Origin of the sequence: Microcella frigidaquae (assembly GCF_014200395.1) — a bacterium.
GTDB lineage: Bacteria > Actinomycetota > Actinomycetes > Actinomycetales > Microbacteriaceae > Microcella > Microcella frigidaquae.
Genome location: NZ_JACHBS010000001.1, coordinates 540,141 through 563,263, shown reverse-complemented (window position 1 = coordinate 563,263; position 23,123 = coordinate 540,141). Strand labels below are relative to the sequence as shown.

Genomic DNA, 23,123 nt, shown 5'->3' with positions numbered 1-23,123 from the left:
ACTTCCGCCTGACGCCCCGACAGGGGAACGCCCTCTCGGGGGCCCTACCAAGGAGGAACCATGCGCAACCGTATTCTCGCGGGCCTGGGCGTCGCCGCCCTCGCCTCGGTCGGCGTCGCCGCCCCGGCGACCGCCCTCAGCAGCACCACCGCCGACATCTGGGTCGTGCACGCCGTGCCCGGCGTCGAGGTCGATGTGTACATCAACGGCGACCTGGCGATCGAGGGCTTCGACCCGACCACCGTCACCCCGCTCGTCGACGTCGCCCCCGGCAACTACGTGGTCGACATCGTTCCGGCCGCCTCGCCGGCCCCGGCGACCATCACCCCCGGCTCGGGCCTCTTCGGCACCGGCGCGGGCGGCGCGGACATCGCGGCGAACACCTCGTACACCCTCGTCGCCCACCCGGACGCCGACGGCGACTTCGTGCTCACGCCGTTCGAGAACGACCTCTCGGCCGCCGGTGACGGCAACGCGAGCGTGACGGTGCGCCACACCGCCGAGGCTCCCGCGGTCAACGTCGTGGCCCTGCCCGACACCGAGCTGTTCAGCGGCGTGGTGAACGGCACCGGCGGCACGGTCACCGTTCCTGCCGGCACCTACGACATCCAGGTCCAGGTCGCGGGCTCCGACCCGCTGGCCGTCGCGATCGACGCGGCCGACACCGTGCTCGAGCCCGGCGTGCACTACTTCCTGCACGCCTACGGCCCGGTCGATGGCGCGTACTCGATCATCCCGTTCACCATCGGTGAGGCCGCTGGCGGCATCCCGGCCGGCTCGGCGGGCCTCGTGGCCGACAACGCTGCTCCGGTCAACGGCGCGGCCATCGCCGGCGCCGCCGCGCTCCTGGCGCTGCTGGTCGCCGCGGGTGTCGTGGTCACGCGTCGTCGCGTCGCGGCCGAGCGCTGATCCGTTCCGAGTGAAGCGAGAGATCATGCGCACCAGGCTGGCGGCGACCACGCTGCTGACCGTCGCCGGCCTGGTGCTGATCTCGGGATGCTCAGCTCCTTCCCTCACGCAGGGGAAGGAGCGGGGCACTCCCGCGTACGACCCGTTCCGGGCCGCCCGCGTGGAGGCGACGCTGCCGAGCCTCGACCTGCTGCAGGTCGTCAAGTCGCCGCCGACCCGCGTGACGGTGCCCGATCTGGGCATCGACATGCCGGTCGAGCCGCACGGTCGAGACGCGGACGGCCAGATGAGCCTGCCGGAGAGCCCCTTCGACGCGGGCTGGTATGAGTTCGGGTCGGCGCCCAACAGCGGAACCGGCAACACGATCATCGCCGCGCACGTCGATGACCGGGTCGAGGGGGTCGGCCCGTTCGCGCAGCTCCGCGGTGCGCAGCCGGGTACCCGGGTGCGTGTCACAGACGCGGAGGGCACGCGGCACATCTACGAGATCGTCTCGGTCGAGAAGCTCGACAAGGGGGAGGTGCCGTGGGGGCGGTACTTCCAGACCTTCGGGCCCGAGAAGCTCATCCTCGTGACCTGCGGGGGCGACTTCATCGAGGAGATCCGCAACTACACCGACAACTACATCGTGACGGCCGAGAAGGTCTCGTGACAGCATCACCGGCTACGCTTGCGCCGACGGACGCCCGGAGCGTCCGTCGTCCGGCGAGTCGAGGGGAGGCGGCAGCGGTGCCCACGAGCCTCGACGACGCCACCGACCTGGCGCGCCGTTTCGCCGAGGGCGACGAGCGCGCCCTCGCCGAGATCTACGGCCAGTGGTCGTCCCTGGTCTACTCGCTGGCCCTGCGCTCGCTCGGTGACGCCACCGACGCCGAGGACGTCACCCAGAAAGTCTTCGTCGCCGCCTGGCGGGGCAGGGAGCGCTTCGACCCCGCGCGGGCCTCGCTGTCGGCCTGGCTCGTCGGGATCACCCGCAACACCGTGGCAGACACGCACCAGGCCCGGGCCCGCGAGCGCGCCATGACCGAGCAGATGGCTGCCCTGACCGGCGACGACATCGCGCCCGCGCCCGAGACCGATCTCGCCGACCGGCTCCTGATCGCGGACGAGATGGCCCGGCTCGAGCCGCTCGCCCGCCGTGTGGTGGAGCTGGCCTTCTTCGACGACCTGACCCACCTGCAGATCGCCGACCGGCTCGGCATCCCGGTCGGGACCGTGAAATCGCACATCCGCCGAAGCCTGACCAAACTGAGAGGACGACTGGAGGTGAGCCGTGGAACAGCCGACTGACCACATCGACGCGGATGCCCTGGCCCTCGTCGCCCTCGGCGAACCGTCCGACGACGCGGTCGTGCGATCGCACCTCGACCGGTGCGAGCTCTGCCGCGCCGAGCTCGAGGCTCTCCGCTCGACGATCACCGTGGCACGCTCCACCATGGGCGAGGTCGCCCTGATCGAAGCGCCCGCCCGCGTCTGGCAGGCGGTGCGCGGCGAGCTCGGGCTCGACCCCGCTCTCCAGCCGCCGAGCCGGCCGGCCCGGGTGCCCTCGGTCGTGAGCGTGTCGAGTGCCCCGTCTCCGGTGGTCGAGCTGATCACGCGGCGCGAGCGGCGTGCGGGCATCCGCCGCATGACCGCGGTCGTCGTCGCGTCGGCCGCCGCTGCCGCGATCATCACCGGCGGCATCCTCGGCTGGGGCGCCGCCGCCCCGCGCGACGCGGGCCAGGTGCTCGCCGCGACCGCGCTCGATGCGCTCCCCGACTGGCAGTCCGCCTCCGGTGACGCGACGCTCGCGCAGAGGGCCGACGGGCAGCGCGTCCTGCGCGTCTCGCTCGACGCCGAGGTCGCCGAGCGCGTCGTGCGCGAGGTGTGGCTGCTGACGCCCGAGATCGACGGGCTGATCAGCCTGGGCTACTTGACGTCAGGGTCTGGCGAGTTCATCGTGCCCGACTCGGTCGACCTCGCGCGCTACTCGGTCGTCGACATCAGTGCCGAGCCCCTCGACGGAGACCCCACGCACTCCGGAGATTCCATCGTGCGCGGGGCCCTCGACGTCTAGGGCGGGTGTGCCGGCTAGCTGGCGGCGGGAGCCGCGGCGTCGGCCTTGGCGACCTCCGCCTTCGGGGTCTTCGGGGGCAGTGTGAACAGCGTCGCGACACCGATCGCGATGAGCATCCAGCCGCCGAAGATCAGGAAGGTGACGATCGCGAGGCCGGGCAGGAACAGCACGACGACACCGGCGATGATCGAGACCAGGCCGGCGACGACGGCGAGCCAGCGGGGCAGGGCCGTGCGGCCGGTGAACCCCCCGGCGATCGAGGCGATGCCGTCGAAGATCCAGCCGAACGCGATCACGTAGGCGAGCACGACGAGCGAACCGGCCAGGTTGTTGAGGGCGACGATACCCGCGACGATGATCAGCGCGCCGAGGATCCCGACGAGCCAGCGGACGCCGGCAGTGAGCGAGTCGGCGGTGAACGCGATGACCAGGCGGAAGATGCCGCTCACCACCAGGTAGGCGCCGAACAGCAGCGCCACGGTGAAGAGGGTCGCGCCCGGCCAGACGAGGGCGGCGACGCCGAGGGCGATCGCCGAGAGGGCGGAGGCGATGACGAAGCCCCGTTCGAGCACGACGGGGGAGGGGGCGGCGGACGTGGCAGCCATGAAGCTCCTGCTTTCGGGATGGTGGTCGGGGCGCGGTCGCGCCCCGTGGGGGTCAGCCTAGACGCGGGAGGGCTCCGGGCCCAGGGCGAAACGGCGCCCGGCGATCTCGAGGGGGCGGATGCGCACCCACCGGTACTTCAGCGTCGGGATCCACGGCTCGAGGCCGAGCCGTTCCGCGGCATCCATCTCGCTCTGCCGTTCCACCCGCTCGGCGCTGCCCTTGACGACGACGCTCCATGCCTCGTGCTCGTCATGCCCGTCGATCTCGAGCGCGATGCGGTCGTTGATGGCGAGCTCGAGCAGCTTCGTCCCCGGCGCGGTGCGGAAGTACACCGTGCGGGCACCCTCATCGACGGCGTAGTTGATGGGGAAGATGTCGACGAGGCCGGCGGCGCTCACCGCGATACGACCGAGGTCGTTCGACCGGAGGAGCGCCCAGCACTGGTCGTTCGTCAGCTCGGTGATTCCCCCGAATCCCATGACCATGGCAGCGCTCCTCTCGGTCGATCCATTCCAGCGTCCGCGCCTCGCCCGGGAGTAGGGCCGAAGGTCCCGAAACCCTCGCCGTCGGCGAGTGCGGCTGAATAGGCTGGCGGCATGGAGCTCGCCCCGATCGCCGCCCGCGTCGTCGCCTATCACGAGAACGGGGGCCCCGAGGTGCTCCGGATCGAGCAGGCGGAGATCGCGGCACCGGGCCCGGGAGAGGTGCGGGTGCGGGTCGCCGCCTGCGGCCTCAACCCGGTCGACGCCAAGCTGCGGGCCGGACGCTCGCGCATCGTGCTGCCGCCGCCGGTGCGGGTCGGCCGCGAGTTCTCAGGGTGGGTCGAGGCGATCGGCCCGGGGGTCGACGGACTCGCACTCGGCCACCGCGTCTTCGGTTCGATCGGCCAGGGTTGTGCCGCTGAGCACCTGGTCGCCCCGCACGGCTCGCTGACCCGAGTGCCCGAGGGGCTCGACCTCGAGCGGGCTGCCGGCCTGTCGCTCGCCGGCCAGACCGCGTGGGACGCCCTGGCCTCGCAGCCGCTGCAGCCCGGCGACACCATCGTCGTCAGTGCCGCGGCGGGCGGCGTCGGCGGCATCCTGGCCCAGCTCGCCGTCGCCCGGGGTCTCCGGGTGATCGGTACCGCGAGCCCGGCCAACCACGACTGGCTGCGTTCGCGCGGTGTCGAGCCTCTCGACTACGCCGGCGATCTGGCGGCGGCGCTCGCCGCGGCCGCCCCGGACGGCATCGACGCCGTCTTCGACCAGGCCGGACCCGCGACCATCGAGGCTGCCCTTGCGGTTGGCGTGCCGGTCGACCGCATCAACACGATCGCCACCGACGCGAGCGCCTACGGGGTGCGGGCGGTCGGGCGCGGCCCCGTGCATCCGCCGACCCTGGATGCTCTCGCCGCGCTCGTCGTCGACGGCACCATCGACCTCCCGATCGAGGCGCGCTACCCGTTCGACGAGGTGCGCGCCGCCTTCGAGCATCTCGAGCGCGGGCACCTGCGCGGCAAGGTCGTGCTCGTCATCGCGGCGTGAGGCGCGACGTCAGCTGTCGCGGGCAGTGACCGTTCCGGTGACCTCGCAGACCGCGGCGAGGGTGTTGTAGACGGTGCCGAACTTCTGCAGGTTGCGGTGCAGCAGCTCGACCCGGTGCGGCGGCTCGTCGGTCGTGAGCACGAGCTCGTAGTCGATGGCGGTGAAGCGCGGGGGCGCCTCCTGGCGGTGCATCGTCACCTGCACCTCCGCGCTCCGGTAGGCGAACGGCAGGAGCGCGCTCGAGCGGGCCACGTTCTTGAGGAGGCACGCGGCGAACGCGCCCGCGAGCAGCTCGGCCGGTCCGGGGTGGCCGGACGGCGCATCCGGTTGCCAGCGGGTGTCGAGGAGGAGGTCGTCGCTCGCGGCGAGCAGCATCGCGCTCTCGACGTCGGCGCGGGCGTGCACGGTGAAGGCGAGGGGGGAGGCGGCCATGCGACCAGTCTGGCGCGTGCGACGCACGGTTGCCGCGGGCGTCGGAGATTCAGGACGAAGGTCCTGGCGCACTAGCCTGAGCCGCATGCTCCCCCAGCTGCGCCCCGTTCCCGCGCTGACCCCCTACGCCCTGGTCGCGATCGTGCACCTGGTCGCGATCGGCGCCGGCGCCGATGGCATCGTTGCCGCAACGAAGCCGCTGCTGATGCCCGCGCTGCTGCTCGGCCTCGTACTGGGGCTTCCGGTACGGCGTTCACGGCTGCTGCTGTGGGGTGGGCTCGCCCTCGTGTTCTCGTGGCTCGGCGACGTGCTGCTGCAGAACCCCGGCGACATCGGGTTCCTGCTTGGCATGGGAGCGTTCGGGCTTGCGCACGTCGCCTACCTCGCGCTGTACCTGGGGCCGCTGCGCACGCGGCGCGTGCCCGGGTACGGCATCCTGCTCGGGGTCGTGTGGTGGGGCAGCATGATCGCTGCGCTGGGTCTCTACCTGGGTTCGCTGCTCGTGCCCGTCGCGCTGTACGGGCTCGTGCTCGGCGCGGCCGCCGTGTGCGCGCTCGCGACCCGACCGGTTATCGGCATCGGCGCGGCCGTCTTCCTCGTCAGCGACACCCTGCTCGCGCTCGACCGCTTCCTGCCCGGCTTCTCGGTGCTGGAGGTCGACCTGCCCATCATGCTGACCTACACCCTCGGGCAGGGCCTGATCATCGCGGGCGTCATCGCGGTGGCGCGCCACCGGGCCGGGTACACGGATGCGGGCGCGCTGGCCCCAACGCCAGCGGCTTCGCAGCAGGCAGGGTGAGTCATGCTCGCGTAGTGTGGGTGGCGTGACCAGCGTCCTCGATCTCCGCACCCGCCCGCCGGCGATCGGCATCATGCGCGAGTGCATCACGCGCCACGACGCCGACCCGCCGCAGTCACGCCTGGCCTGGCTGTTCGGCATCCATCCCCTTCGAACGGATGCTCGCGCCTGGTACCGGGGAGCCCTGGGCGAGCGTGCCGTCGGTCGGAATCTGGACAAGATGGGTGGCGAGTGGGCGGCGATCCACGGGGTGCCGATCGGCAACCGTGGCTCGGACATCGACCACGTGGTTATCGGCCCCTCGGGGGCCTACACGATCAACACGAAGCGGCACGATGACGCCCGCATCTTCGCCGGTGGTGGCTCGATCCGGGTCAACGGGCAGCCGACGCAGTACGTGCGCAATGCGCAGTACGAGGCAGGTCGCGCCGCCCGGCTACTCTCCGCCGCTGTCGGCTATCCCGTCGAGGTGACACCCATCGTGGTGTTCGTCGACGCCCGTGAGGTGCGCTACGGCTTGAAGGAGCCGGTTGTTGCCGTGCTCACGCTCTCTCGTCTCACGCGCTGGCTGCGACGCAACCCCCGAGCCCTCTCGTCGGAACAGTGCGCCGAGCTTCGGGAGGCCGCCGCTCGCCTGTCGACCTGGGGCAGCGCGCTCACCGACGGTATGCCTGATCATGAGGTCACCGAACGTTTTGAGACGATCGACCGAGTAGTCACCGCGGCGATCGTGCGAAACCGACTATGGCTGACGGCCGCGCTCATCATCGGCGGGTTGATCGCCTTCAACGTGATCAGCGAACCGCTGGGCGCCGTTCTCGGCTAGCCCCAGATCGGCACCGTCGCCAGTCTCTGGCACACTCAAACCCAGTTCTACCCCGATGAGGAGGCCCCTGCAGCATGGTGACCGGAGCACTGAAGGGAAAGGTCGACGCAGTCGGGAACGCGTTCTGGTCGGGCGGTATCGCCAACCCGATCGAGGTGATCGAGCAGATCACCTACCTGCTGTTCATCCGCCGCCTCGACGAGCTGCAGCAGCTGGCCGAGAACCGTGCACGCCTCACCGGTGAGCCGCTGTCGAACGTGGTCTTCGGCGAGGGCTTGAGCTCGCCGCCCGGCCGCACCCCGCGCCCGCTGAGCGACCTGCGCTGGTCGTTGTTCAAGAACCTCGACCCGGCGACGATGTTCGAGGTCGTCGACGGGCACGTGTTCCCGTTCATCCGCGCGCTCGGCGATGAGGGCTCTAGTTTCGCGCGCAACATGAAAGACGCGCGCTTCACAATTCCCACTCCGGCGCTGCTGGCGAAGGTGGTCGACCTTCTCGAGGCGATCCCCATGGACGACACCGACGCCAAGGGCGACATCTACGAGTACATGCTCGGCAAGCTGGCGACGTCGGGCACGAACGGGCAGTTCCGCACTCCCCGACACATCATCAAGCTCATGGTCGACATGACGGCGCCGAAGCCCGGCGACCGCATCGTCGACCCCGCCGCCGGCACGGCCGGCTTCTTGACGGTCGCGAGCGAGTACCTGCGGGAGCACCACCCCGAGATCTGGGCGGATGCTGCGAAGCGCGACCACTTCAACCGTCTGGCGTTCAGCGGCTTCGACTCCGATGCCACGATGAGCCGCATCGGCAGCATGAACCTGCTGCTGCACGGGGTGGAGGCGGCCACGGTCGAGCGGCGCGACTCACTCGCCGAGGGCGTCGGAGCCGACGATGGCGAGTACACCCTGGTGCTCGCGAACCCGCCGTTCGCGGGCTCGGTCGATGCCGAGTCGATCGCCACCGACCTCACCCGCATGGTGAAGACGAAGAAGACCGAGCTGCTGTTTCTGGCACTCATGCTGCGGCTGATGAAGAACGGTGCCCGGGCCGCGGTGATCGTGCCCGACGGCGTGCTGTTCGGCTCGTCGACCGCGCACAAGGCCCTGCGCCGCATGCTCGTCGACGACCACAAGCTCGACGCGGTGGTGAAGCTGCCGAGCGGTGTCTTCAAGCCCTACGCCGGAGTCTCGACCGCCATCCTGTTCTTCACCAAGACCAGCTCGGGCGGAACTGACCACGTTTGGTTCTACGACGTGCAGAGCGACGGCTTCAGCCTCGACGACAAGCGCACCGCGCTCGCGTCGAGCGACCTACCCGACGTGCTCGCCCGCTGGCAGACGCTGACGGATGCTGGCTCACCTGAAGCAGATCGCCCCCGCACGGCCCAGAGCTTCCTGGTTGCTCGCCAGGAGATCGTCGATGCCGGCTACGACCTCAGCCTCAACCGCTACAAGGAGGTCGAGCACGAGGAGGTCAAGCACCGCGACCCGCTCGAGATCATCGCCGAACTGCAGGCCCTCGAGGCCGAGATCGCCGCGGCCACGGCCGCCCTCGCCGAGAGTCTGCGGAGTCAGCGTTGAGCTGGGAGCGTGTCGCACTCGAGGACGTCTGTGAAGTCGTAGGTGGTGCTACCCCGAAGACTGGCGAGCCGGAGTTCTGGGGTGGTGACGTCCCGTGGGTGACACCTGCAGATCTGACCAATCTGAAGGGTGTGTACATCTCGGAGACACCTCGGAGGTTGACCACGGAGGGGCTTCGAAGCTGCGCGGCCAAGGTGTTGCCGGCTAATTCAGTGCTCTTGAGTTCGCGCGCACCAATCGGGCATGTCGCCATCAATACGGTGCCCATGGCGACTAACCAGGGCTTCAAGAGCTTCATTCCAGATAGAAGCCGTCTAGACGAGAAGTACCTCTTTTGGTGGCTCGTTTCGAACAAGGCCGCACTGCAGCGACTTGGGGTCGGGGCGACCTTCAAGGAGATTTCGAAGGCCATCGTCTCGCGAGTCGTCATCCTCCTTCCACCTCTGCCCGAGCAACGCCGAATCGCCTCCATCCTCGACGAGGCGCAGACCTTGCGGCGCCTTGCAGAAAGTCGTGTTGTGCTTCTCGAGGACATGGTGCGGTCTGCATTCCGAGCCACGCAGGCGTCAGCATCATTGGCTCGGGTGCGGCTTTCTGACATCGCTGAGGTGGTTGGTGGGTCCACGCCGAAGTCCGGTGTCGCCGAACTGTGGGATGGAGACATCCCATGGATCACCCCGGCAGATCTTTCGAAGAATGCCGATCTGGTCATCTCGAAGACGGCTCGGACAATCAGCGATCAAGGCCTGAGATCGATCGGTAACCGGCTTCTGCCCCCTGGTGCAGTTCTCTTGAGCTCACGCGCGCCGATTGGACTCGTTGGCATCGTGGGGGTTCCGATGGCCACGAACCAAGGGTTCAAGAGTCTGATTCCTGACGCCGAGATCGTCGACTCGACCTATCTCTACTGGTGGTTGCGAGCGAACCGCGCGACGCTCGAGAGGCGAGGCGTCGGCGCAACGTTCAAGGAGTTGAGTAAGACAGTTGTCGAGTCGATAGAGCTTGCTCTTCCGCCGATTGAGGAGCAACGAGAGTTCGGTCGTTTGGCACGTGATGCGGAGGAGGCACGCCTCCGGGCTGTCGCTTCTCTGAGGCAGGTGCAACTGTTGACCGACTCCCTACAAGCCCGCGCAATCCGAGGGGAATTGTGAACGAGAACGACACCGCCGTGAGTACCATCCCGACCTGGCATGCCTTCCTGAAGCCGGTGCTCGAGGTGATGTCGGACGGGCGGCAGTGGCCGTCGCGAGCCCTCAAGGAGGCTGTGTGCGATCACGTCGGACTCACTCCTGAGCAGCGGGCTGAGAAGCTCGGCGACGGCGACTCGCGCGCGCTCAATCGCGTCGGCTGGGCGCTCTCGGCGCTCTACCGTGCCAAGGCTGTCGACAAGCCTGCGCGTGGGGTGAATGTCATCACGGATTTCGGCCGCGAATTCCTGGCCGCGCATCCCGGAATCATCACCGACGCCGACGTGAAGTCGCTGCCCGTCTGGAACGAGTACGAGCCGACCCGCCGGCCGTCGACGCGCACCGCGACCCTCGTGGCGCGCGAGTTCGACGAGAGTGACGACCCGACCGAGCTGATCGAGGCGGGCATCCAGAGCTTCGAGGCTGACGCCGCGGCCGAGCTGATTCGGCGGCTGCAAGAGCAGCATCCTGACTTCTTCGAGCAGGTGGTCGTCGACCTGCTCAACGCGATGGGCTACGGCGGGGCGGAGCAGCGCGGCCAGCGCATCGGCCGCTCGGGCGACGGGGGAGTCGACGGCGTCATCGATCAGGATGCCCTGGGCCTCAGCCAGATCTACGTGCAAGCCAAGCGCTACGCGGCCGACAACGCGGTGCAGCGCCCCGAATTGCAGGGCTTCATCGGCGCCCTCGCCGGGCGCGGAGCCACCCAGGGTGTCTTCGTCACCACCAGCCGCTTCAGCCAGGGCGCGCGCGACTACGCCGACAGCATCCCGCAGCGCATCGTGCTGATCGACGGCCCGCGCTTGGCCGAGCTCATGATTCAGTACCGCGTTGGTGTGCAGGTGAAGAAGACCTACGACGTGGTCGAGGTCGATGAGGACTACTTCGACTGACTGTCGTTGCCGTCCACAAATCTTCCGTGGTGGCATCGCCCACGCTCGTCACTCACTACTTTCTACCCTTCACTGTCGAAAGGTAGAATCATGCCCGTGGGCTTGAACATCAAAGACGACGAGACGGTTGCACTCGTCACCGAACTCGCGCGTCAGCTCGGCACCACTAAGACTGGCGCCATTCGTGAGCTCGCGCGCCAGCGGCTCGCTGAGCTCGACGCTCAGCGCGACGACGACCTGCAGGCGGAGATCGCCGAGACCACTGCATGGCTCGAAGAGAACATCTGGCCGAAGACGCGTAACCTCCGACCGCTCACGCGTGAAGAGGAAGACATGCTGCTCGGTCATGACGAGATGTTCGCGTCGTGATCGTCGACACCTCCGCCTTGATAGCGCTGATCACTGACGAGCCGGAGGCGACGCGCGTGCGAGATGTCCTGCTCGGCGCGCACTCTCGGGCCATCTCTGCGCCGAACCGCGTCGAGGCGGGGCTCGTGCTCGGAGGGCGCGGTCTTGCTCACCCTGAGCGAATCGTGGCCGAGGTTCTCGACCGCTTTCGCGTCACGACGACAGACTTCACGGCCGCCCACGCGCACGCCGCGGTGGCCGCGTGGGCGCGATACGGCCGGGGCCGACACGCCGCGAAGCTCAACTACGGCGACTGCATGGCGTACGCCACGGCGAAGCTCGCGGGCGAGCCGCTGCTCTACGTGGGCGACAACTTCGCCCTTACCGACGTGGAGTCGGTGCTGCCCACCTGAGCAAACGTGGTCAAGGTCGACTGGGGCTTCCGCCCGGCCATGTGGGCAGTGGCCACTGACCTGTGGCGTGAAGAACTACCGTGCAGAAAGCAGTAACCCCGGAGACGTGCTTTCGCAGAGGCCTTCCGGGGTCTTCGATGACTACCGTATCACGAGGACTTGAATGCCCGCCAGACATGCTGACATGGCCAAGATTGAGGGCGTCCTTTCGTCAGAGCGATTGGGCCCCTACCTTCGCGCGTGTCGCAACGATCTCACTCAAGCGATTCGGCTCTACGAGTGGAACGTGCAGGTTTCGGGTGCGTGCTTCGAATCCTTAAGCATCGTTGAAGTCTCCGTGCGCAACGCGTTGAGCGCCGAACTCACGGCCCATCACGGCTCACTCGCGGGGTACTGGTACGACGACCCCCTGTCGGTGTTGTCTGCTCAGGCCCATGACGACATCGCCAAGGCGAGGCGGCGAGTTCGTGAACTCAGAAGACCGGAGTCGCCCGGCAGAGTGATCGCCGAGTTGAACTTCAGTTTCTGGAGGTTCCTCTTGGCCCGGCGCTACGAGGCCACCCTGTGGACTCCGCACCTGCGACATGCATTTCCGAATCTGCAGCCTCAGAGTCGACAGACCGCCTTTGCGGCTCTCGAATCCTTGAACGAGTTGCGCAACAGGGTGGCGCATCACGAATCGGTCTATCGCCGAGATCTCGAAAGCGACATGCTCACGATGTTTCGAGTGCTGAATTGGATCGAGCCTGAGGTGCGCGAGTGGGCGGCCTCGGTCACTCGGATCCCGACGGTCTTGGCCAAGAGGCCAGTTGTCTGAACGCCATCGACATTGGACCCGTGCTCCATGAAACGAGGATGGCGGCGAAGTCACGTCGCGCTCGGGTGCGGACGAGCCGAAGCTCGCCCGCACCCGGGTTGGCCGGCGCTACTGCAGCGCGATCGTCCAGGCGCCGTCTGCCGACACCTGAATCAGCGCAGCGCCCGCCTGCCAGCGCACCTGACCGCTGTAGGTGCCGATCTCATTGACCAGCAGGTCGCTGCGGTCGCCGAATGACCAGACTGCGAAGTTGCTGCTGCCCGTGTGCGAGATGTCGGCGACGGTTGCGTCGCCGCGATACACGAGCACATCGTCGCCCTGCCCCGTAGTGCTCGCACCCTGCGGGGCCTCGCGGACCGACAGCACGTCGCGCAGCGTCACCGTCCACGGCCCATCCGCCGTGATCTCGAACGCGGTGATTTGCTCGCCCGTCGTCTGGTTGAAGGGAACGGTGCCGCTGTAGCTGCCGATCTCGTTCACGAGCAGGTCGGTCTGCTCGAGATTGGCATCGAGCGACCACACGGCGAAGTTCGCTCTGCCACTGTGCGTCATCGTCGCGATGCCGATCGAGTCGGGACCAGCGGGCAGCTCGATCTGCAGAATCGTGTCGCCCGACCCCGAGTAGACCACGTCGGGGGCAGGCTCGACGACCTCCGGCTCGGGCTCCGGCTCAGGGGCAGCCTCGCTCGGCGCCGGCTCCTCATCGACGATCTCCGGCGCGTCGGCGGCCACATCGTCCACTCGGCTGCCGATGCCGGCGATGAATCCGATGCTGACGATGATGGCCACGAGCCAGGCGACCGGGCCGAGAATGACGCCGGTCAGGGCCTGCCCGCGCCGCGGGGTCTTCTTGACCAGCGCGATGATGCCCAGCACGATCGCGGCGAGAGCGGGTATCCAGGCCACGAAGCTCAGGCCCGGGATGATCGCGCCGACCATGGCGACGATGCCCGCGATCATCGACCACAGGGCGAGGGCCGAGCGCGGCTTCGGCGTGGTGGCGGCCGCCGCAGCCGCGACGGCACTCTCCGCGGGCTCAGGCGCGGGCGGCGGCGTGCTGGTCGACGGCTGCGGCTGCGGCTGCGGCTGCGGCTGCGCCTCAGGCTGCGGCTCAGGGGTGGTGGGGGTGTCAGACATGGGGTGATCTCCCTCGGGGTGCTCCGGCTCAGCGGAGGGTTCTGCGCCCACCGTCGGCGACGGCGTGCGACCGGCCGGAAGGTGGCCAGTACGCCAGCACAGCGGAGACCACTGACATTCGCTCGGCAATGGCCCCTATTCGGGGCGGAATCCGACCGCTCGTCACCTCTCGGCCCTAGGCTGGCGACCAGACCATGAAGGGCACGGCCGGGTGAGCAACTTCGAATTCCTGAGCGAGCGTTTCGCGCCGATCGCGGCCGAGGCGCGGCGCGCGGAAGGCTATGCCGCTCGCGACCCCCGCACTTCGTCGTTCTACGCGCGCCGCGCGCTCGAGTTGCTCGTCGAGTGGATGTACGAGTACGACACCGCGTTGCGCGAGCCCTATCAGCGCGACCTCAGCGCCCGCCTGCACGAGCCGACCTTCACCCGCCTCGTACCGCCGGTCGTTGTGACCAAGATGCAGATCATTCGGCGGCGCGGCAACGAGGCCGTGCATCGCTCGGGTGGCTATACCGAGGCGCAGAGTGTGCCCGTCGTGCGCGAACTCTTCCACGTGCTGTTCTGGTTCGCCACTCAGTACGCCGCTGACGTGGCGCAGCGCCCCGCGGCCGGCCGAGCGTTCGATGCCGCGCTCATTCCGCGACCGCAACCCGGCATCGCCGCCAAGACCCGCGCCGAGCTGCAGGCTCTCACCGAGCAGCTGGCGGCGCAGGATGCGGCGCTCGAAGCCGCCCGCGCCGACAATGCCGCGCTTGCCGCCGCGCTCGAGCAGGCGCGGGCAGAGGTCGCCGCCGCCAAGCAGGCCGCTGCTGCTCTGGTCGACACGCACGACTACGACGAAGCAGCGACGCGCGATGCCTTCATCGACCTCCTGCTGGCGGAGGCGGGATGGCCGCTCGGCGACCCGCGCGACCGCGAGTTCGAGGTGTCGGGCATGCCCAACTCCTCGCCCGGCGGGGTCGGGTTCGTCGACTACGTGCTGTGGGGAGCCGACGGGATGCCCCTCGCCGTGGTCGAAGCCAAGCGCACGCGTAAAGACCCGCAGGTCGGGCAGCAGCAGGCGAAGCTCTACGCCGACGCGCTCGAGCGCAGGTACGGACAGCGGCCGATCATCTACTACACCAACGGATACGAGCACTGGCTCTGGGACGACACCCTCTACCCGCCCCGCCCGGTGCAGGGGTTCGCGACGCGCGACCAGCTCGCCCTCGCCGTGCAGCGGCGCAGCACGCGGCAGCCGCTCGCGAGCATCCCGATCGATGATCGCATCGTCGAGCGGCCATACCAGCAGCGGGCGATTCGCCGAGTGGGCGAGGTGTTCGAGCAGCAGCAGAGGCGCGCTCTGCTCGTGATGGCCACCGGGTCGGGCAAGACCCGCACCGTGATCGCGCTCACTGACCTGCTGATGCGGGCCGGGTGGGTCAAGCGTGTGCTCTTCCTTGCCGACCGGGTGGCGCTCGTCAACCAGGCGACCGCAGCCTTCAAGCAGCACCTGCCCGCGTCGAGCCCCGTCAACCTGGTCACCGAGAAGGGTGTCGACGGCCGGGTGATGGTCTCGACCTACCCGACGATGATGGGTCTGATGAACGAGGTCGTCGAGGGCGTTCGGAGGTTTGGCCCCAACCACTTCGACCTCATCGTCATCGACGAGGCGCACCGCTCGGTGTACCAAAAGTACGGCGCGATCTTCGAGTACTTCGACGCCCACATCGTCGGCCTGACCGCCACACCGAAAGACGAGGTCGACCACAACACGTACAGCCTTTTCGGGCTCGAAGACGGGGTGCCGACCGACTCGTACGACCTCACCGACGCGATCGCCGACGGATACCTCGTGCCCCCGGTCGGCAAGGCGGTGGCGACGTCGTTCGTGCGGCAGGGCATCCGCTACGACGACCTCTCGGATGACGAGAAGGAGCAGTGGGATCTGCTCGACTGGGCGGATGGCGACGTGCCCGACGAGGTCGACGCGACCGCCGTGAACAACTGGCTCTTCAACGCCGACACCGTCGACAAGGTGCTCGAGGTGCTCATGACCGAGGGTCGACGCGTGAACGGCGGTGACCTGCTCGGCAAGACGATCATCTTCGCGAAGAGTCAGCGGCACGCGCAGTTCATCGTCGAGCGTTTCGACGCCAACTACCCGCACTACGCCGGGCACTTCGCGCGCATCATCACCCACCAGGTCACTTACGCGCAGAGCCTGATCGACGACTTCTCGACCACCGACCGCCTGCCGCAGATCGCGGTGTCGGTGGACATGCTCGACACCGGCATCGACGTGCCCGACGTCGTGAACCTCGTCTTCTTCAAAGAGGTGCACTCGAAGACGAAGTACTGGCAGATGGTCGGGCGGGGCACGCGGCTGCGGCCCGAGCTCTACGGCCCTGGTGACGACAAGAAAGACTTCGTGATCTTCGACGTCTGCCAGAACATCGAGTACTTCAACCAGCAGCTGCCGCCCGACCGTTCCAGCCGCACGGCCTCGCTGACCGAGCGGCTCGTGTCGGCGCGGGTCGAGCTGATGCGCACGATCGACCAGGCGTCCGGCGGAGGGGCTCACCCCGACCCCGAGCTCGCCGCTCTGCGCGAGCTCGTTGCGGCGCGGTTGCACGATCGTGTTGCGGGAATGTCGCTCGACAACGTGCTCGTGCGGCCGCACCGCCGGAGGGTCGAGCACTTCGCCGCGGGGGAGTCATGGCTGGCGCTCGATGACGATCAGTACGCGGTAGCGGCCGAACTCGGGGCGTTGCCGTCGGCGGCGGACGCCGACGACACCGACGAGGCGGCCAAGCGTTTCGACCTGCTCGCGCTGCGGGCGCAGCTGGCGGTGCTCAACCGTGACGCGGCGTCGCTCACGGCGGTGGGCAACGGGGTACGGGGGATCGCGGACGCATTGGCCCATCAGAAGACGATCCCCGCCATCGCCTCGCAGCTCGAGTTCATCGACCGCGTCGCCACTATCGACTGGTGGGTCGATGTGACGGTGCCGATGCTCGAGCAGATGCGCGTGCGTCTGCGCGACCTCGTGCGCCTGATCGACGCTCGCGAGAGGCCGCTCATCTACACCGACTTCGAAGACACCCTCGGCCCGGTCTCTGATGTGACGGTCGTGCCCACGAACCCCGGGGTCGATCGTGAGCGCTTCCGCTCGAAGGCCCTCGCCTTTCTGCGCGCGCACGCCGACGACGCGGTGCTGTACAAGGTTCGGCACGGTAAGCAGCTGACGGCGCTCGACATCGAGCAGCTCGACGCGATCATGCGCGAGAGTGGCGAGTTCACCGAGGGCGAGCTGGCGCTCGCCACCACTGAGGCCGACGGCCTCGGTCTCTTCGTGCGCTCTTTGCTCGGCCTCGATCGCTCCGCTGCTCAGGATGCGTTGGCCGACTTCATCGCCGGCGAGACCTTCACCGCCAATCAGCTGGCGTTCCTCGACCTGCTGGTGTCGCAGCTCACCATGCGGGGCATCGTCGAGCCGGGGCTGCTCTTCGAAGACCCCTTCACCGGCCTCGCGCCGACGGGCCCGCAGGCCCTGTTCAGCGAAGAGCAGGTCGCAGAGTTGATCGTGGTGCTGCGCCGTGTGCGCCAGACGGCGGAGGTTGCGTGAACGTCATGTCCCGGGTAGCGGGCAAGATCGGCGAGAAGTTCAGAAAGGAGATCCCATGATGAGGGCGACAACGGAGGACGGTCGGCAAGTCGTTCTCTTTCCCACCGGCGAATGGGTCTGGGAAGACGAATCACGGGTCGCTACCCCGAGTGTCCCGTCGCTCTTCCGAAGCGTCCCGTGGGGGGTGTCGAAGGATGAAGTCCAAAGGCGAGAAGTCCGCGAGCCCTTGACCGCAGACTCCGGGTCTGACGAGCTCCACTTCGAAGTCCGATTCTTCGGACAGCGTTGGTTGGCGAGGTACTCGTTCTTCAAGAACACACTCGAGAAGGGCGAATTGCTCCTCGTCGACGAGTTGCCGGATGAAGATGCGAACGTCGAGTTGTTTCAGAGAATCAAGGTCGCTTGCGAAGCACAATTCGGAGAGGGTCAGGAGAAGCAGATTTGGAGCAACGACCTCTTCGAGGATGACCCGGAGAGCTGGGGTCTCGCAGTAGGCCTGGGGCACATGACCTGGCATGCCGTCTTTCGGAGCAGTGACTCCAGAATCGAGATCTTGCTTAATGAAGGTGATGGTGTGGATATGGCCCTCTTCGTCAAGTACAGCCCTGCGGTCCAGAGCATCTGACCCCTGCTAGTATCTGAAGGTTGCCGTCCAACGGCCGCGGATACAGAGAGCTACGGGCATCGGGCCCGCAGCGCCGCGCAACGAGCAGAGAAGGGGGTCCCTCTATGGCACTGGAAGCAGACGTCAAGAAGGCGATCATCGACGAGTACGCAACCCACCCCGGTGACACCGGATCCCCCGAGGTCCAGGTCGCGATGCTGACGCGTCGCATCAAAGACCTCACCGAGCACCTGAAGCAGCACAAGCACGACCACCACTCGCGTCGTGGCCTGCTGCTGCTGGTCGGTCAGCGTCGTCGTCTGCTGGGCTACCTGGCCGACGTCGACATCGAGCGCTACCGCTCGCTGATCGAGCGCCTGGGGCTGCGCCGCTAGTCGAACGACACCGCGAGCTTCTTCTGCGACGGCCGCCACCCGAGAGATCGGGGGCGGCCGTTGTGGTTTCTGCGGTCTGTGCAGGCGGTGACGGATGCCCGCCGCTGCTCTGAGCGTGCGCACAGCCGTCGCGCCGCGCATCGTGGCACCCTGAACCCATGCCCGCCCGCGCCGTCGCCGCCGCGTTGCGCCTCGTCGCGCTCGTTGTCGCCGCGGTGGGCGCCGCTGGGCTGGCGGGGTGCGCCGATGCCGCGGTCGGCGTCGGGGCGTCGCGGAGGTGCGCGCCGAGCGCGATGCGGCGGCGGCGCAGGCGCACGAGGCCGCTCTCGACCGGGCCGCCGTCTTCCTGCGCGACAAGTGGGGCCCGGTCGCGCTGCCCGACGAGCCGATCGTGCGCTGGGTGACGGTGGGGGAGTGGGGCCCGGCGATGGCCCGCTGCCTCGGCGAGTCGGGCTTTCCGGGGGTGCGGCCCGCTGATGACGGCGAGCGCCTCGACTACAGCGGCGCACGGGTGCAGAGCACGCGCGAGTTCTTCGAGATCGAGGCCACGTCCCGCTGAGTGGTGGTCTTTCGTTTCCACGCGATGATCAGCTGGCTGCAGTCTAGGCGGCCGTGATCTCGGGCAGCATCACCGCGTCCTCGACCGAGCTGGTGGCGGTGAGTTCGGCCATGGACGCTTCGGAAAAGTAACGGCGGTCGCCAGCTTCCCATTCGTCGTGCTGCTCGATCAAAACGGCGCCGGTCAGGCGCAGCAGGCTGGCAGTGTTCGGGAACACTCCGACGACGTCGGTGCGACGTTTGATCTCACGGTTCAGCCGTTCCAGCGGATTCGTCGACCAGATCTGCCGCCAATGCCGGGCGGGGAAGTGCTTGAACGCCAGCACGTCGGCTCGGGCATCGTGGAGCATCTGGGCAGCCTTGGGGTGAACGCGGTCGATCATGCGAGCAACCTCCTCGAACTGCGCGTCAATATGCTCAGCGTCGGGTTGGGCGAAGATCGTGCGGATGATCGAGGCCACCATCTCCTGCCGACCCTTAGGCAGGACGGTGAGCACGTTGCGCATGAAATGCACGCGGCACCGCTGCCAGGCCGCTCCCTGCACCACCACCGCGATAGCTGCTTTCAAACCCGCGTGCGCGTCGGAGATCACCAGCTTCACCCCGGAAAGCCCTCGAGCTTTCAACGATCGCAGGAACGCTTTCCAGAACTCCTCCGTTTCGCTGTCGCCCACGTCAAAGCCGAGCACCTGACGGTGCCCGTCAGCGGTGATCCCGATCGCGACCACAACCGCTTGAGACACCACCCGCCCGTCGATGCGAACCTTGCAATAGGTGGCGTCCAAGAAGACGTAGGGGTAGGCGATCTGAGACAGGGATCGGTCGCGGAATGCCGCAACCGTCGCGTCCAGGCCGGCGCAGATGCGAGACACCTCGGACTTCGAGATGCCCGTGTCGGCGCCGAGCGCCTTGACCAGATCGTCAACCTTGCGGGTGGAGACGCCGTGCAGGTAGGCCTCCATCACCACGGCGAACAGCGCCTGATCGACCCGGCGGCGCCGCTCCAACAACGACGGAAAGAAACTGCCGGCCCGCAGCTTCGGGATCCGCAACTCCAGATCTCCCGCAGTGGTCGACAGGGTGCGCAACCTCGCCCCGTTGCGAGTCGCAACGCGCTCGGCGGTGCGCTCGTAGGGTCCGGCGCCGATCACCGACGCGGCTTCGGCGTCGATCAGTTCTTGGTAGAGCCGTTCGGTCATCTGACGGATGCGGTCGGTGGTGTCGGTGAGTTTCAGCTCGGCGAGCAGCTGAAGCAGGGCAGACTGATTGAGGGCCATCGTGCGATCTCCTGTCGTGAGTAACTTGGTCGTTCTCACTGACCATCGCACGGTGGCCCCTCACGTCAACGACACGACGCTCAGGACCGGAAAGTCCACCACCCCACGGGACTCAGGCGAGATCGATGTGGCGGGCTGGGTCTGCCAGGCCCGCTACCCGGTGCTGACCTGGTTCGAGGATGACGTGCGCGCCATCGAGGCTCCCTGGGCGTTCGAGTACGTGAGGGCCTCGCTCGTGCCGTGCCTGCTCGCGCACGGCTACGAGGTTCCGACCGCCCCGGGGCCGCGCGAGTTCGCGGATCGCTGGCGCACCGATGCGGCGTTCGACCCCTATGCGCTCGTCGGGGAGGCGGCGGGCGACCGGGCCCGCGCGGCGGCCCGCTGCCCGGCGCCCGAGACGGTGCTGGAGGGGGCGGGGTGAGCGCCGCATCCACCCCCCGCTAGGCGGCGATCGTCGTCATCGTCGGATGCGCGCTCACGGCGTGCGCCGGGCCCCACCGCGACAGCCTCGGGCTCGAGGCCGTCGCCCAGGAGCGCGCCGACCGGGCCGAAGCCCGCGTGGACGAGCTGCTCGCCGGCTTCGCGAGCTACCTCACCGACCGCTGGCCGGGCGTGCGCCTGCCCGAGCCGACGATCGAGGCCTGGCTCGCGCCCGGTTACTGGACCACGGCGTTCGAGCAGTGCGCGTCGGAGGCGTCGGGCCTGCGGGTGCGGGTGAGCCTCGAGGCCGGGGTCATCGCCGACCCTCCGCCGCAGTCGGTCGCCGAGCGGCGCGACCTCGATCTGGCGATCTACCTGTGCCAGGGAACCCTGCCGCCGCCCGGCTTCGCCGTGGCCGAGCCGGGCCCCGTCGAGATCGCGTGGGTCACCCAGTACGCCCGCGAGACGCTGCCGGCCTGCCTGCGCCGCGAGGGGGTGATCGCCCAGCCGCTGTCCTCCGATCCCTTCGCGATCGTCGCGGGCGGGTCGACGCCGAGCTGGGATCCCTATGCCGCTGTGCGCGGCGATGCGCCGACCCTGCGCCGGGTGCAGGCGGTCTGCCCGCATCCCGCGGTGCTGCTCGCGGGTCTGTCTCCGGTGGGTGCGGAGGTCTCGGGCGTGCCCACCGAGCGCGTCCGCGGCGAGGTGTCGCGGTGAGGCGCGGTCCGGCGCTCCTGGCCGGTCTGGCGACCGGGGCGACCCTGTCGCTGCTGGGGCTCGTCGGCTGCGCCGAGCCGCCCGAGGTTCCGAGTCTCGAGCAGGTGCAGGCGGAGCGCTCGCTGACGATGACGGCCGCCTGGGTGCGCGCGGCGGCCGCCACCGAGGACTACATCGAGCGCGACTGGCCGGAGGCGGAGTATCCGCCGCTGCGCTTCGAGCGGTGGGTCGACGAGCAGTCGGCGATCCCCGAGACGCTCGCCTGCATGGAGGGGATCCTCGAGCGGCCAGCGGGCACGGTGTCGGCGAACGGCATCGTCTCGCTGTTCCCGCGGCCCGAGGATGAGCCCACCTGGCAGCTGCCGGTCGCACAGCTGCGCTGCCAGGTCGCGCTCATTCCGTGGACGGGGCTGTACCCGTTCGGCGGGCCCGTGGAGCAGGAGTGGGTGCGGCATCAGCTCACGGTCGCTCTCCCGGCGTGCGCGCGGCGCTGGGGTGCCGAGCTCGTGGTCGCCGACCTCGACCGTGCGGTCGACGCGTCGATCTTCCCGACCTCGGCGAGCCGCGAGCTGGCGGCGACGCAGAGCGTCTGGCTCGCGGCCGAGCTGCGGGGGGCCGACGCGGTCACCGAGGCCTGCATCCGCGCGCAGTGCCCCGACCCTGGCCGCATGCTCGCGCAGCTCGGCCCGGCGGAGATCCGGTCGATCGATGTGGGCCCGACCGGTTCGGGAGGGGTGCCGTGATCCGCGCGGCCCGGCGGTGCGCGCTGGTCGCCTGCACGGGCGCTCTGCTGGCCGTGCTGGTTTCCGGATGCGCCGCCGCCGCCCCCGCCGCCCCCACTCTCGACGACTCCCTCGCCGAGCGCCGCGCGGCGCTCGAGGCCGCGGAGCGCGAGCGGTTCGACGCCTTCGTGGCGTCGTCATCCGCGCGCATCGCCGAGCTCGGCGTGCCCGTGCCCGAGTTCCAGGGGCTCGTCGCCCGCGAGGTCTGGCCCGATGCGGTCGCGGCGTGCATCGACCGTGCCGACCCGCGCATCCGGGCCGACCGCGTCGACGACCGGTTGACGGTGTCGTACTTCGGCATGGTCGGGGAGGATTTCGACCGTTCCCGCTGGGCGATCGAGAGTTGCACGGCACAGTTCGGGGTGGCCGAGCCGCGCGAGCTGCGGCAGAGCGGACCGGTGGAGAGGGCCTGGCGGTTCGCCGACGCGCAGCAGCGCCTGCTGCCCTGCCTCCGGGCCGCGGGCCTGGTCGTGCCGAGCCTGCCGTCGGCGGAGGAGTTCGGCCAGCGGCTCGAGACGACGGCTGCCTGGAACCCCTACGCGCTGCTGGCCGCCGACCCCGCGGCGCTGCAGCGGGCGCTCGTGCTGTGCCCGCCGAGCGAGCGGCTGCTCGCCGAGCGCGAGGCCGTGATGAGCGGGGGCCGGCCATGACCCCGGCGTGCTCGTGAGCGGGTCGCAGCGCCCGCCGGATCCGGTGGTGAGGGCCGGGGTCGGGCGGTGGGGGCGCCGGCTCGTCGTGGCCGCCGTGCTCGTGGTGCTCGGGGCGGGCGCGCTGCTGGCGGAGGCGGTTCCGGAGGGCATCCCGCGCGTCATCGCGAGCCTGCTGACGCTCGCCGCCTTCGGGCTCGGAGCCGCGAGCGTCGCGGTCATCACCGTTCGCTGGCGCACCTCGGTGCGTTTCGACGGCGAGTCTCTCGTCGTGCGCGATCCGCTCGGCGCTCGCGTGGTGCCGGTGACCGACCGCGACATTCTCGGCCGCGGCCTCGACTCGGCCCTCACACCGACCTACTGGCTCTTCGACGGCGAGCGTCGCGCCGTGCCGATCAGCCCCGACCTCGACCCGGTGCGCCTCGAGGGTCTTGCTTACAGCCTGGGGATCCCGATCGTCGACATCGATGACGCGCCGGGATTCCGGCGGCTCTAGGTCGCGACACGCCGGGCTGATAAGGTGAACCCGGCGCGATTCCTCGCGCCGTTCAAGTGAATACCGCACGGAGCAGGCCGGCTCGAAG

General features: G+C 68.9%; 27 protein-coding genes. 22 read left to right on the top strand and 5 right to left on the bottom strand.

Annotated features, from left to right (window positions below; genetic code table 11):
• Nucleotides 1–60: 60 nt before the first annotated feature.
• From BJ959_RS02755 to BJ959_RS02740, 4 genes are all read left to right on the top strand, one after another.
• Nucleotides 61–909, top strand: a complete 849-nt coding sequence (locus BJ959_RS02755) for a DUF4397 domain-containing protein (protein WP_153981653.1) — start codon at nucleotides 61–63, stop codon at nucleotides 907–909.
• Between the two features lie 25 nt (nucleotides 910–934).
• Complete coding sequence (locus BJ959_RS02750) at nucleotides 935–1,561, top strand: class F sortase (RefSeq protein WP_165879037.1); 627 nt, start codon at nucleotides 935–937, stop codon at nucleotides 1,559–1,561.
• A 77-nt stretch (nucleotides 1,562–1,638) separates the two neighbouring features.
• Nucleotides 1,639–2,199 (top strand): sigma-70 family RNA polymerase sigma factor, encoded by a 561-nt coding sequence (locus BJ959_RS02745; RefSeq protein ID WP_153981651.1) that lies wholly within the window; start codon nucleotides 1,639–1,641, stop codon nucleotides 2,197–2,199.
• Nucleotides 2,183–2,965 carry an anti-sigma factor domain-containing protein gene (locus BJ959_RS02740; RefSeq protein WP_153981650.1) on the top strand — a complete coding sequence of 261 codons (783 nt, stop codon included), beginning with the start codon at nucleotides 2,183–2,185 and terminating at the stop codon, nucleotides 2,963–2,965. Before BJ959_RS02745 ends, BJ959_RS02740 begins: the two co-directional genes overlap by 17 nt.
• A gap of 14 nt (nucleotides 2,966–2,979) precedes the next feature.
• Here the strand turns inward: BJ959_RS02740 and BJ959_RS02735 are convergent, their stop codons facing one another.
• The gene (locus BJ959_RS02735; protein WP_153981649.1) at nucleotides 2,980–3,570 is read right to left on the bottom strand and encodes an HdeD family acid-resistance protein; all 591 of its coding nucleotides are present in this window, start codon (nucleotides 3,568–3,570) and stop codon (nucleotides 2,980–2,982) included.
• A 57-nt stretch (nucleotides 3,571–3,627) separates the two neighbouring features.
• Entirely contained in the window at nucleotides 3,628–4,056 is a 429-nt protein-coding gene (locus BJ959_RS02730; RefSeq protein WP_153981648.1) for a pyridoxamine 5'-phosphate oxidase family protein, read from the bottom strand.
• Between the two features lie 111 nt (nucleotides 4,057–4,167).
• Between BJ959_RS02730 and BJ959_RS02725 the strand changes: the two genes are divergently transcribed.
• Nucleotides 4,168–5,094 (top strand): NADP-dependent oxidoreductase, encoded by a 927-nt coding sequence (locus BJ959_RS02725; RefSeq protein ID WP_153981647.1) that lies wholly within the window; start codon nucleotides 4,168–4,170, stop codon nucleotides 5,092–5,094.
• Between the two features lie 9 nt (nucleotides 5,095–5,103).
• On the opposite strand, the gene BJ959_RS02720 is transcribed toward BJ959_RS02725, so the two are convergent.
• Nucleotides 5,104–5,526: an OsmC family protein gene (locus BJ959_RS02720; protein ID WP_165879036.1), complete on the bottom strand. Its 423-nt coding sequence runs from the start codon at nucleotides 5,524–5,526 to the stop codon at nucleotides 5,104–5,106.
• Between the two features lie 85 nt (nucleotides 5,527–5,611).
• Here BJ959_RS02720 and BJ959_RS02715 point away from each other — a divergent pair, with 85 nt between their 5' ends.
• From BJ959_RS02715 to BJ959_RS02680, 8 genes are all read left to right on the top strand, one after another.
• Complete coding sequence (locus tag BJ959_RS02715) at nucleotides 5,612–6,325, top strand: lysoplasmalogenase (protein WP_165879035.1); 714 nt, start codon at nucleotides 5,612–5,614, stop codon at nucleotides 6,323–6,325.
• 25 nt (nucleotides 6,326–6,350) lie between these two features.
• Entirely contained in the window at nucleotides 6,351–7,151 is an 801-nt protein-coding gene (locus BJ959_RS02710; RefSeq protein ID WP_165879034.1) for an NERD domain-containing protein, read from the top strand.
• Between the two features lie 74 nt (nucleotides 7,152–7,225).
• Nucleotides 7,226–8,737 (top strand): type I restriction-modification system subunit M, encoded by a 1,512-nt coding sequence (locus tag BJ959_RS02705; RefSeq protein WP_153981643.1) that lies wholly within the window; start codon nucleotides 7,226–7,228, stop codon nucleotides 8,735–8,737.
• A complete protein-coding gene (locus tag BJ959_RS02700; protein ID WP_153981642.1) occupies nucleotides 8,734–9,888 on the top strand; it encodes a restriction endonuclease subunit S in 1,155 nt (384 codons plus the stop codon). Before BJ959_RS02705 ends, BJ959_RS02700 begins: the two co-directional genes overlap by 4 nt.
• Nucleotides 9,889–9,905: 17 nt before the next feature.
• Nucleotides 9,906–10,817 carry a restriction endonuclease gene (locus BJ959_RS02695; RefSeq protein ID WP_341800015.1) on the top strand — a complete coding sequence of 304 codons (912 nt, stop codon included), beginning with the start codon at nucleotides 9,906–9,908 and terminating at the stop codon, nucleotides 10,815–10,817.
• Between the two features lie 96 nt (nucleotides 10,818–10,913).
• On the top strand, nucleotides 10,914–11,186 hold the full coding sequence (locus BJ959_RS02690; RefSeq protein ID WP_165879033.1) for a type II toxin-antitoxin system VapB family antitoxin: 273 nt from the start codon (nucleotides 10,914–10,916) through the stop codon (nucleotides 11,184–11,186).
• Complete coding sequence (locus BJ959_RS02685) at nucleotides 11,183–11,578, top strand: PIN domain-containing protein (RefSeq protein WP_153981640.1); 396 nt, start codon at nucleotides 11,183–11,185, stop codon at nucleotides 11,576–11,578. Before BJ959_RS02690 ends, BJ959_RS02685 begins: the two co-directional genes overlap by 4 nt.
• A gap of 184 nt (nucleotides 11,579–11,762) precedes the next feature.
• Nucleotides 11,763–12,395, top strand: coding sequence for an Abi family protein (locus BJ959_RS02680; protein ID WP_197075026.1), 633 nt, complete (start codon nucleotides 11,763–11,765; stop codon nucleotides 12,393–12,395).
• A gap of 108 nt (nucleotides 12,396–12,503) precedes the next feature.
• Here the strand turns inward: BJ959_RS02680 and BJ959_RS02675 are convergent, their stop codons facing one another.
• A complete protein-coding gene (locus BJ959_RS02675) occupies nucleotides 12,504–13,532 on the bottom strand; it encodes a DUF4190 domain-containing protein (protein WP_052225263.1) in 1,029 nt (342 codons plus the stop codon).
• A 211-nt stretch (nucleotides 13,533–13,743) separates the two neighbouring features.
• Here BJ959_RS02675 and BJ959_RS02670 point away from each other — a divergent pair, with 211 nt between their 5' ends.
• The 4 genes from BJ959_RS02670 (at nucleotide 13,744) to BJ959_RS02655 (ending at nucleotide 18,697) form a co-directional block, all read left to right on the top strand.
• Entirely contained in the window at nucleotides 13,744–17,139 is a 3,396-nt protein-coding gene (locus BJ959_RS02670; protein WP_153981639.1) for a DEAD/DEAH box helicase family protein, read from the top strand.
• A 55-nt stretch (nucleotides 17,140–17,194) separates the two neighbouring features.
• Complete coding sequence (locus BJ959_RS02665) at nucleotides 17,195–17,764, top strand: hypothetical protein (RefSeq protein WP_153981638.1); 570 nt, start codon at nucleotides 17,195–17,197, stop codon at nucleotides 17,762–17,764.
• 104 nt (nucleotides 17,765–17,868) lie between these two features.
• The gene (rpsO, locus tag BJ959_RS02660) at nucleotides 17,869–18,138 is read left to right on the top strand and encodes a 30S ribosomal protein S15 (protein WP_153981637.1); all 270 of its coding nucleotides are present in this window, start codon (nucleotides 17,869–17,871) and stop codon (nucleotides 18,136–18,138) included.
• Between the two features lie 238 nt (nucleotides 18,139–18,376).
• Nucleotides 18,377–18,697, top strand: coding sequence for a hypothetical protein (locus tag BJ959_RS02655; RefSeq protein ID WP_153981636.1), 321 nt, complete (start codon nucleotides 18,377–18,379; stop codon nucleotides 18,695–18,697).
• 43 nt (nucleotides 18,698–18,740) lie between these two features.
• Here BJ959_RS02655 and BJ959_RS02650 read toward each other — a convergent pair whose 3' ends face one another.
• Nucleotides 18,741–19,973 carry an IS256 family transposase gene (locus BJ959_RS02650; protein ID WP_183321849.1) on the bottom strand — a complete coding sequence of 411 codons (1,233 nt, stop codon included), beginning with the start codon at nucleotides 19,971–19,973 and terminating at the stop codon, nucleotides 18,741–18,743.
• 52 nt (nucleotides 19,974–20,025) lie between these two features.
• Here BJ959_RS02650 and BJ959_RS02645 point away from each other — a divergent pair, with 52 nt between their 5' ends.
• The 5 genes from BJ959_RS02645 to BJ959_RS02625 all read left to right on the top strand — a co-directional run bounded on the left by BJ959_RS02645 (nucleotide 20,026) and on the right by BJ959_RS02625 (nucleotide 23,035).
• Complete coding sequence (locus BJ959_RS02645; RefSeq protein ID WP_153982682.1) at nucleotides 20,026–20,394, top strand: hypothetical protein; 369 nt, start codon at nucleotides 20,026–20,028, stop codon at nucleotides 20,392–20,394.
• A gap of 137 nt (nucleotides 20,395–20,531) precedes the next feature.
• Nucleotides 20,532–21,110 carry a hypothetical protein gene (locus tag BJ959_RS02640; RefSeq protein WP_153982683.1) on the top strand — a complete coding sequence of 193 codons (579 nt, stop codon included), beginning with the start codon at nucleotides 20,532–20,534 and terminating at the stop codon, nucleotides 21,108–21,110.
• Entirely contained in the window at nucleotides 21,107–21,853 is a 747-nt protein-coding gene (locus tag BJ959_RS02635; protein WP_153982684.1) for a hypothetical protein, read from the top strand. The genes BJ959_RS02640 and BJ959_RS02635 overlap by 4 nt, the downstream gene beginning before the upstream one ends.
• A complete protein-coding gene (locus tag BJ959_RS02630; RefSeq protein WP_153982685.1) occupies nucleotides 21,850–22,542 on the top strand; it encodes a hypothetical protein in 693 nt (230 codons plus the stop codon). The genes BJ959_RS02635 and BJ959_RS02630 overlap by 4 nt, the downstream gene beginning before the upstream one ends.
• A gap of 46 nt (nucleotides 22,543–22,588) precedes the next feature.
• Nucleotides 22,589–23,035 carry a hypothetical protein gene (locus BJ959_RS02625; protein ID WP_153982686.1) on the top strand — a complete coding sequence of 149 codons (447 nt, stop codon included), beginning with the start codon at nucleotides 22,589–22,591 and terminating at the stop codon, nucleotides 23,033–23,035.
• The last annotated feature ends 88 nt before the right edge of the window (nucleotides 23,036–23,123 follow it).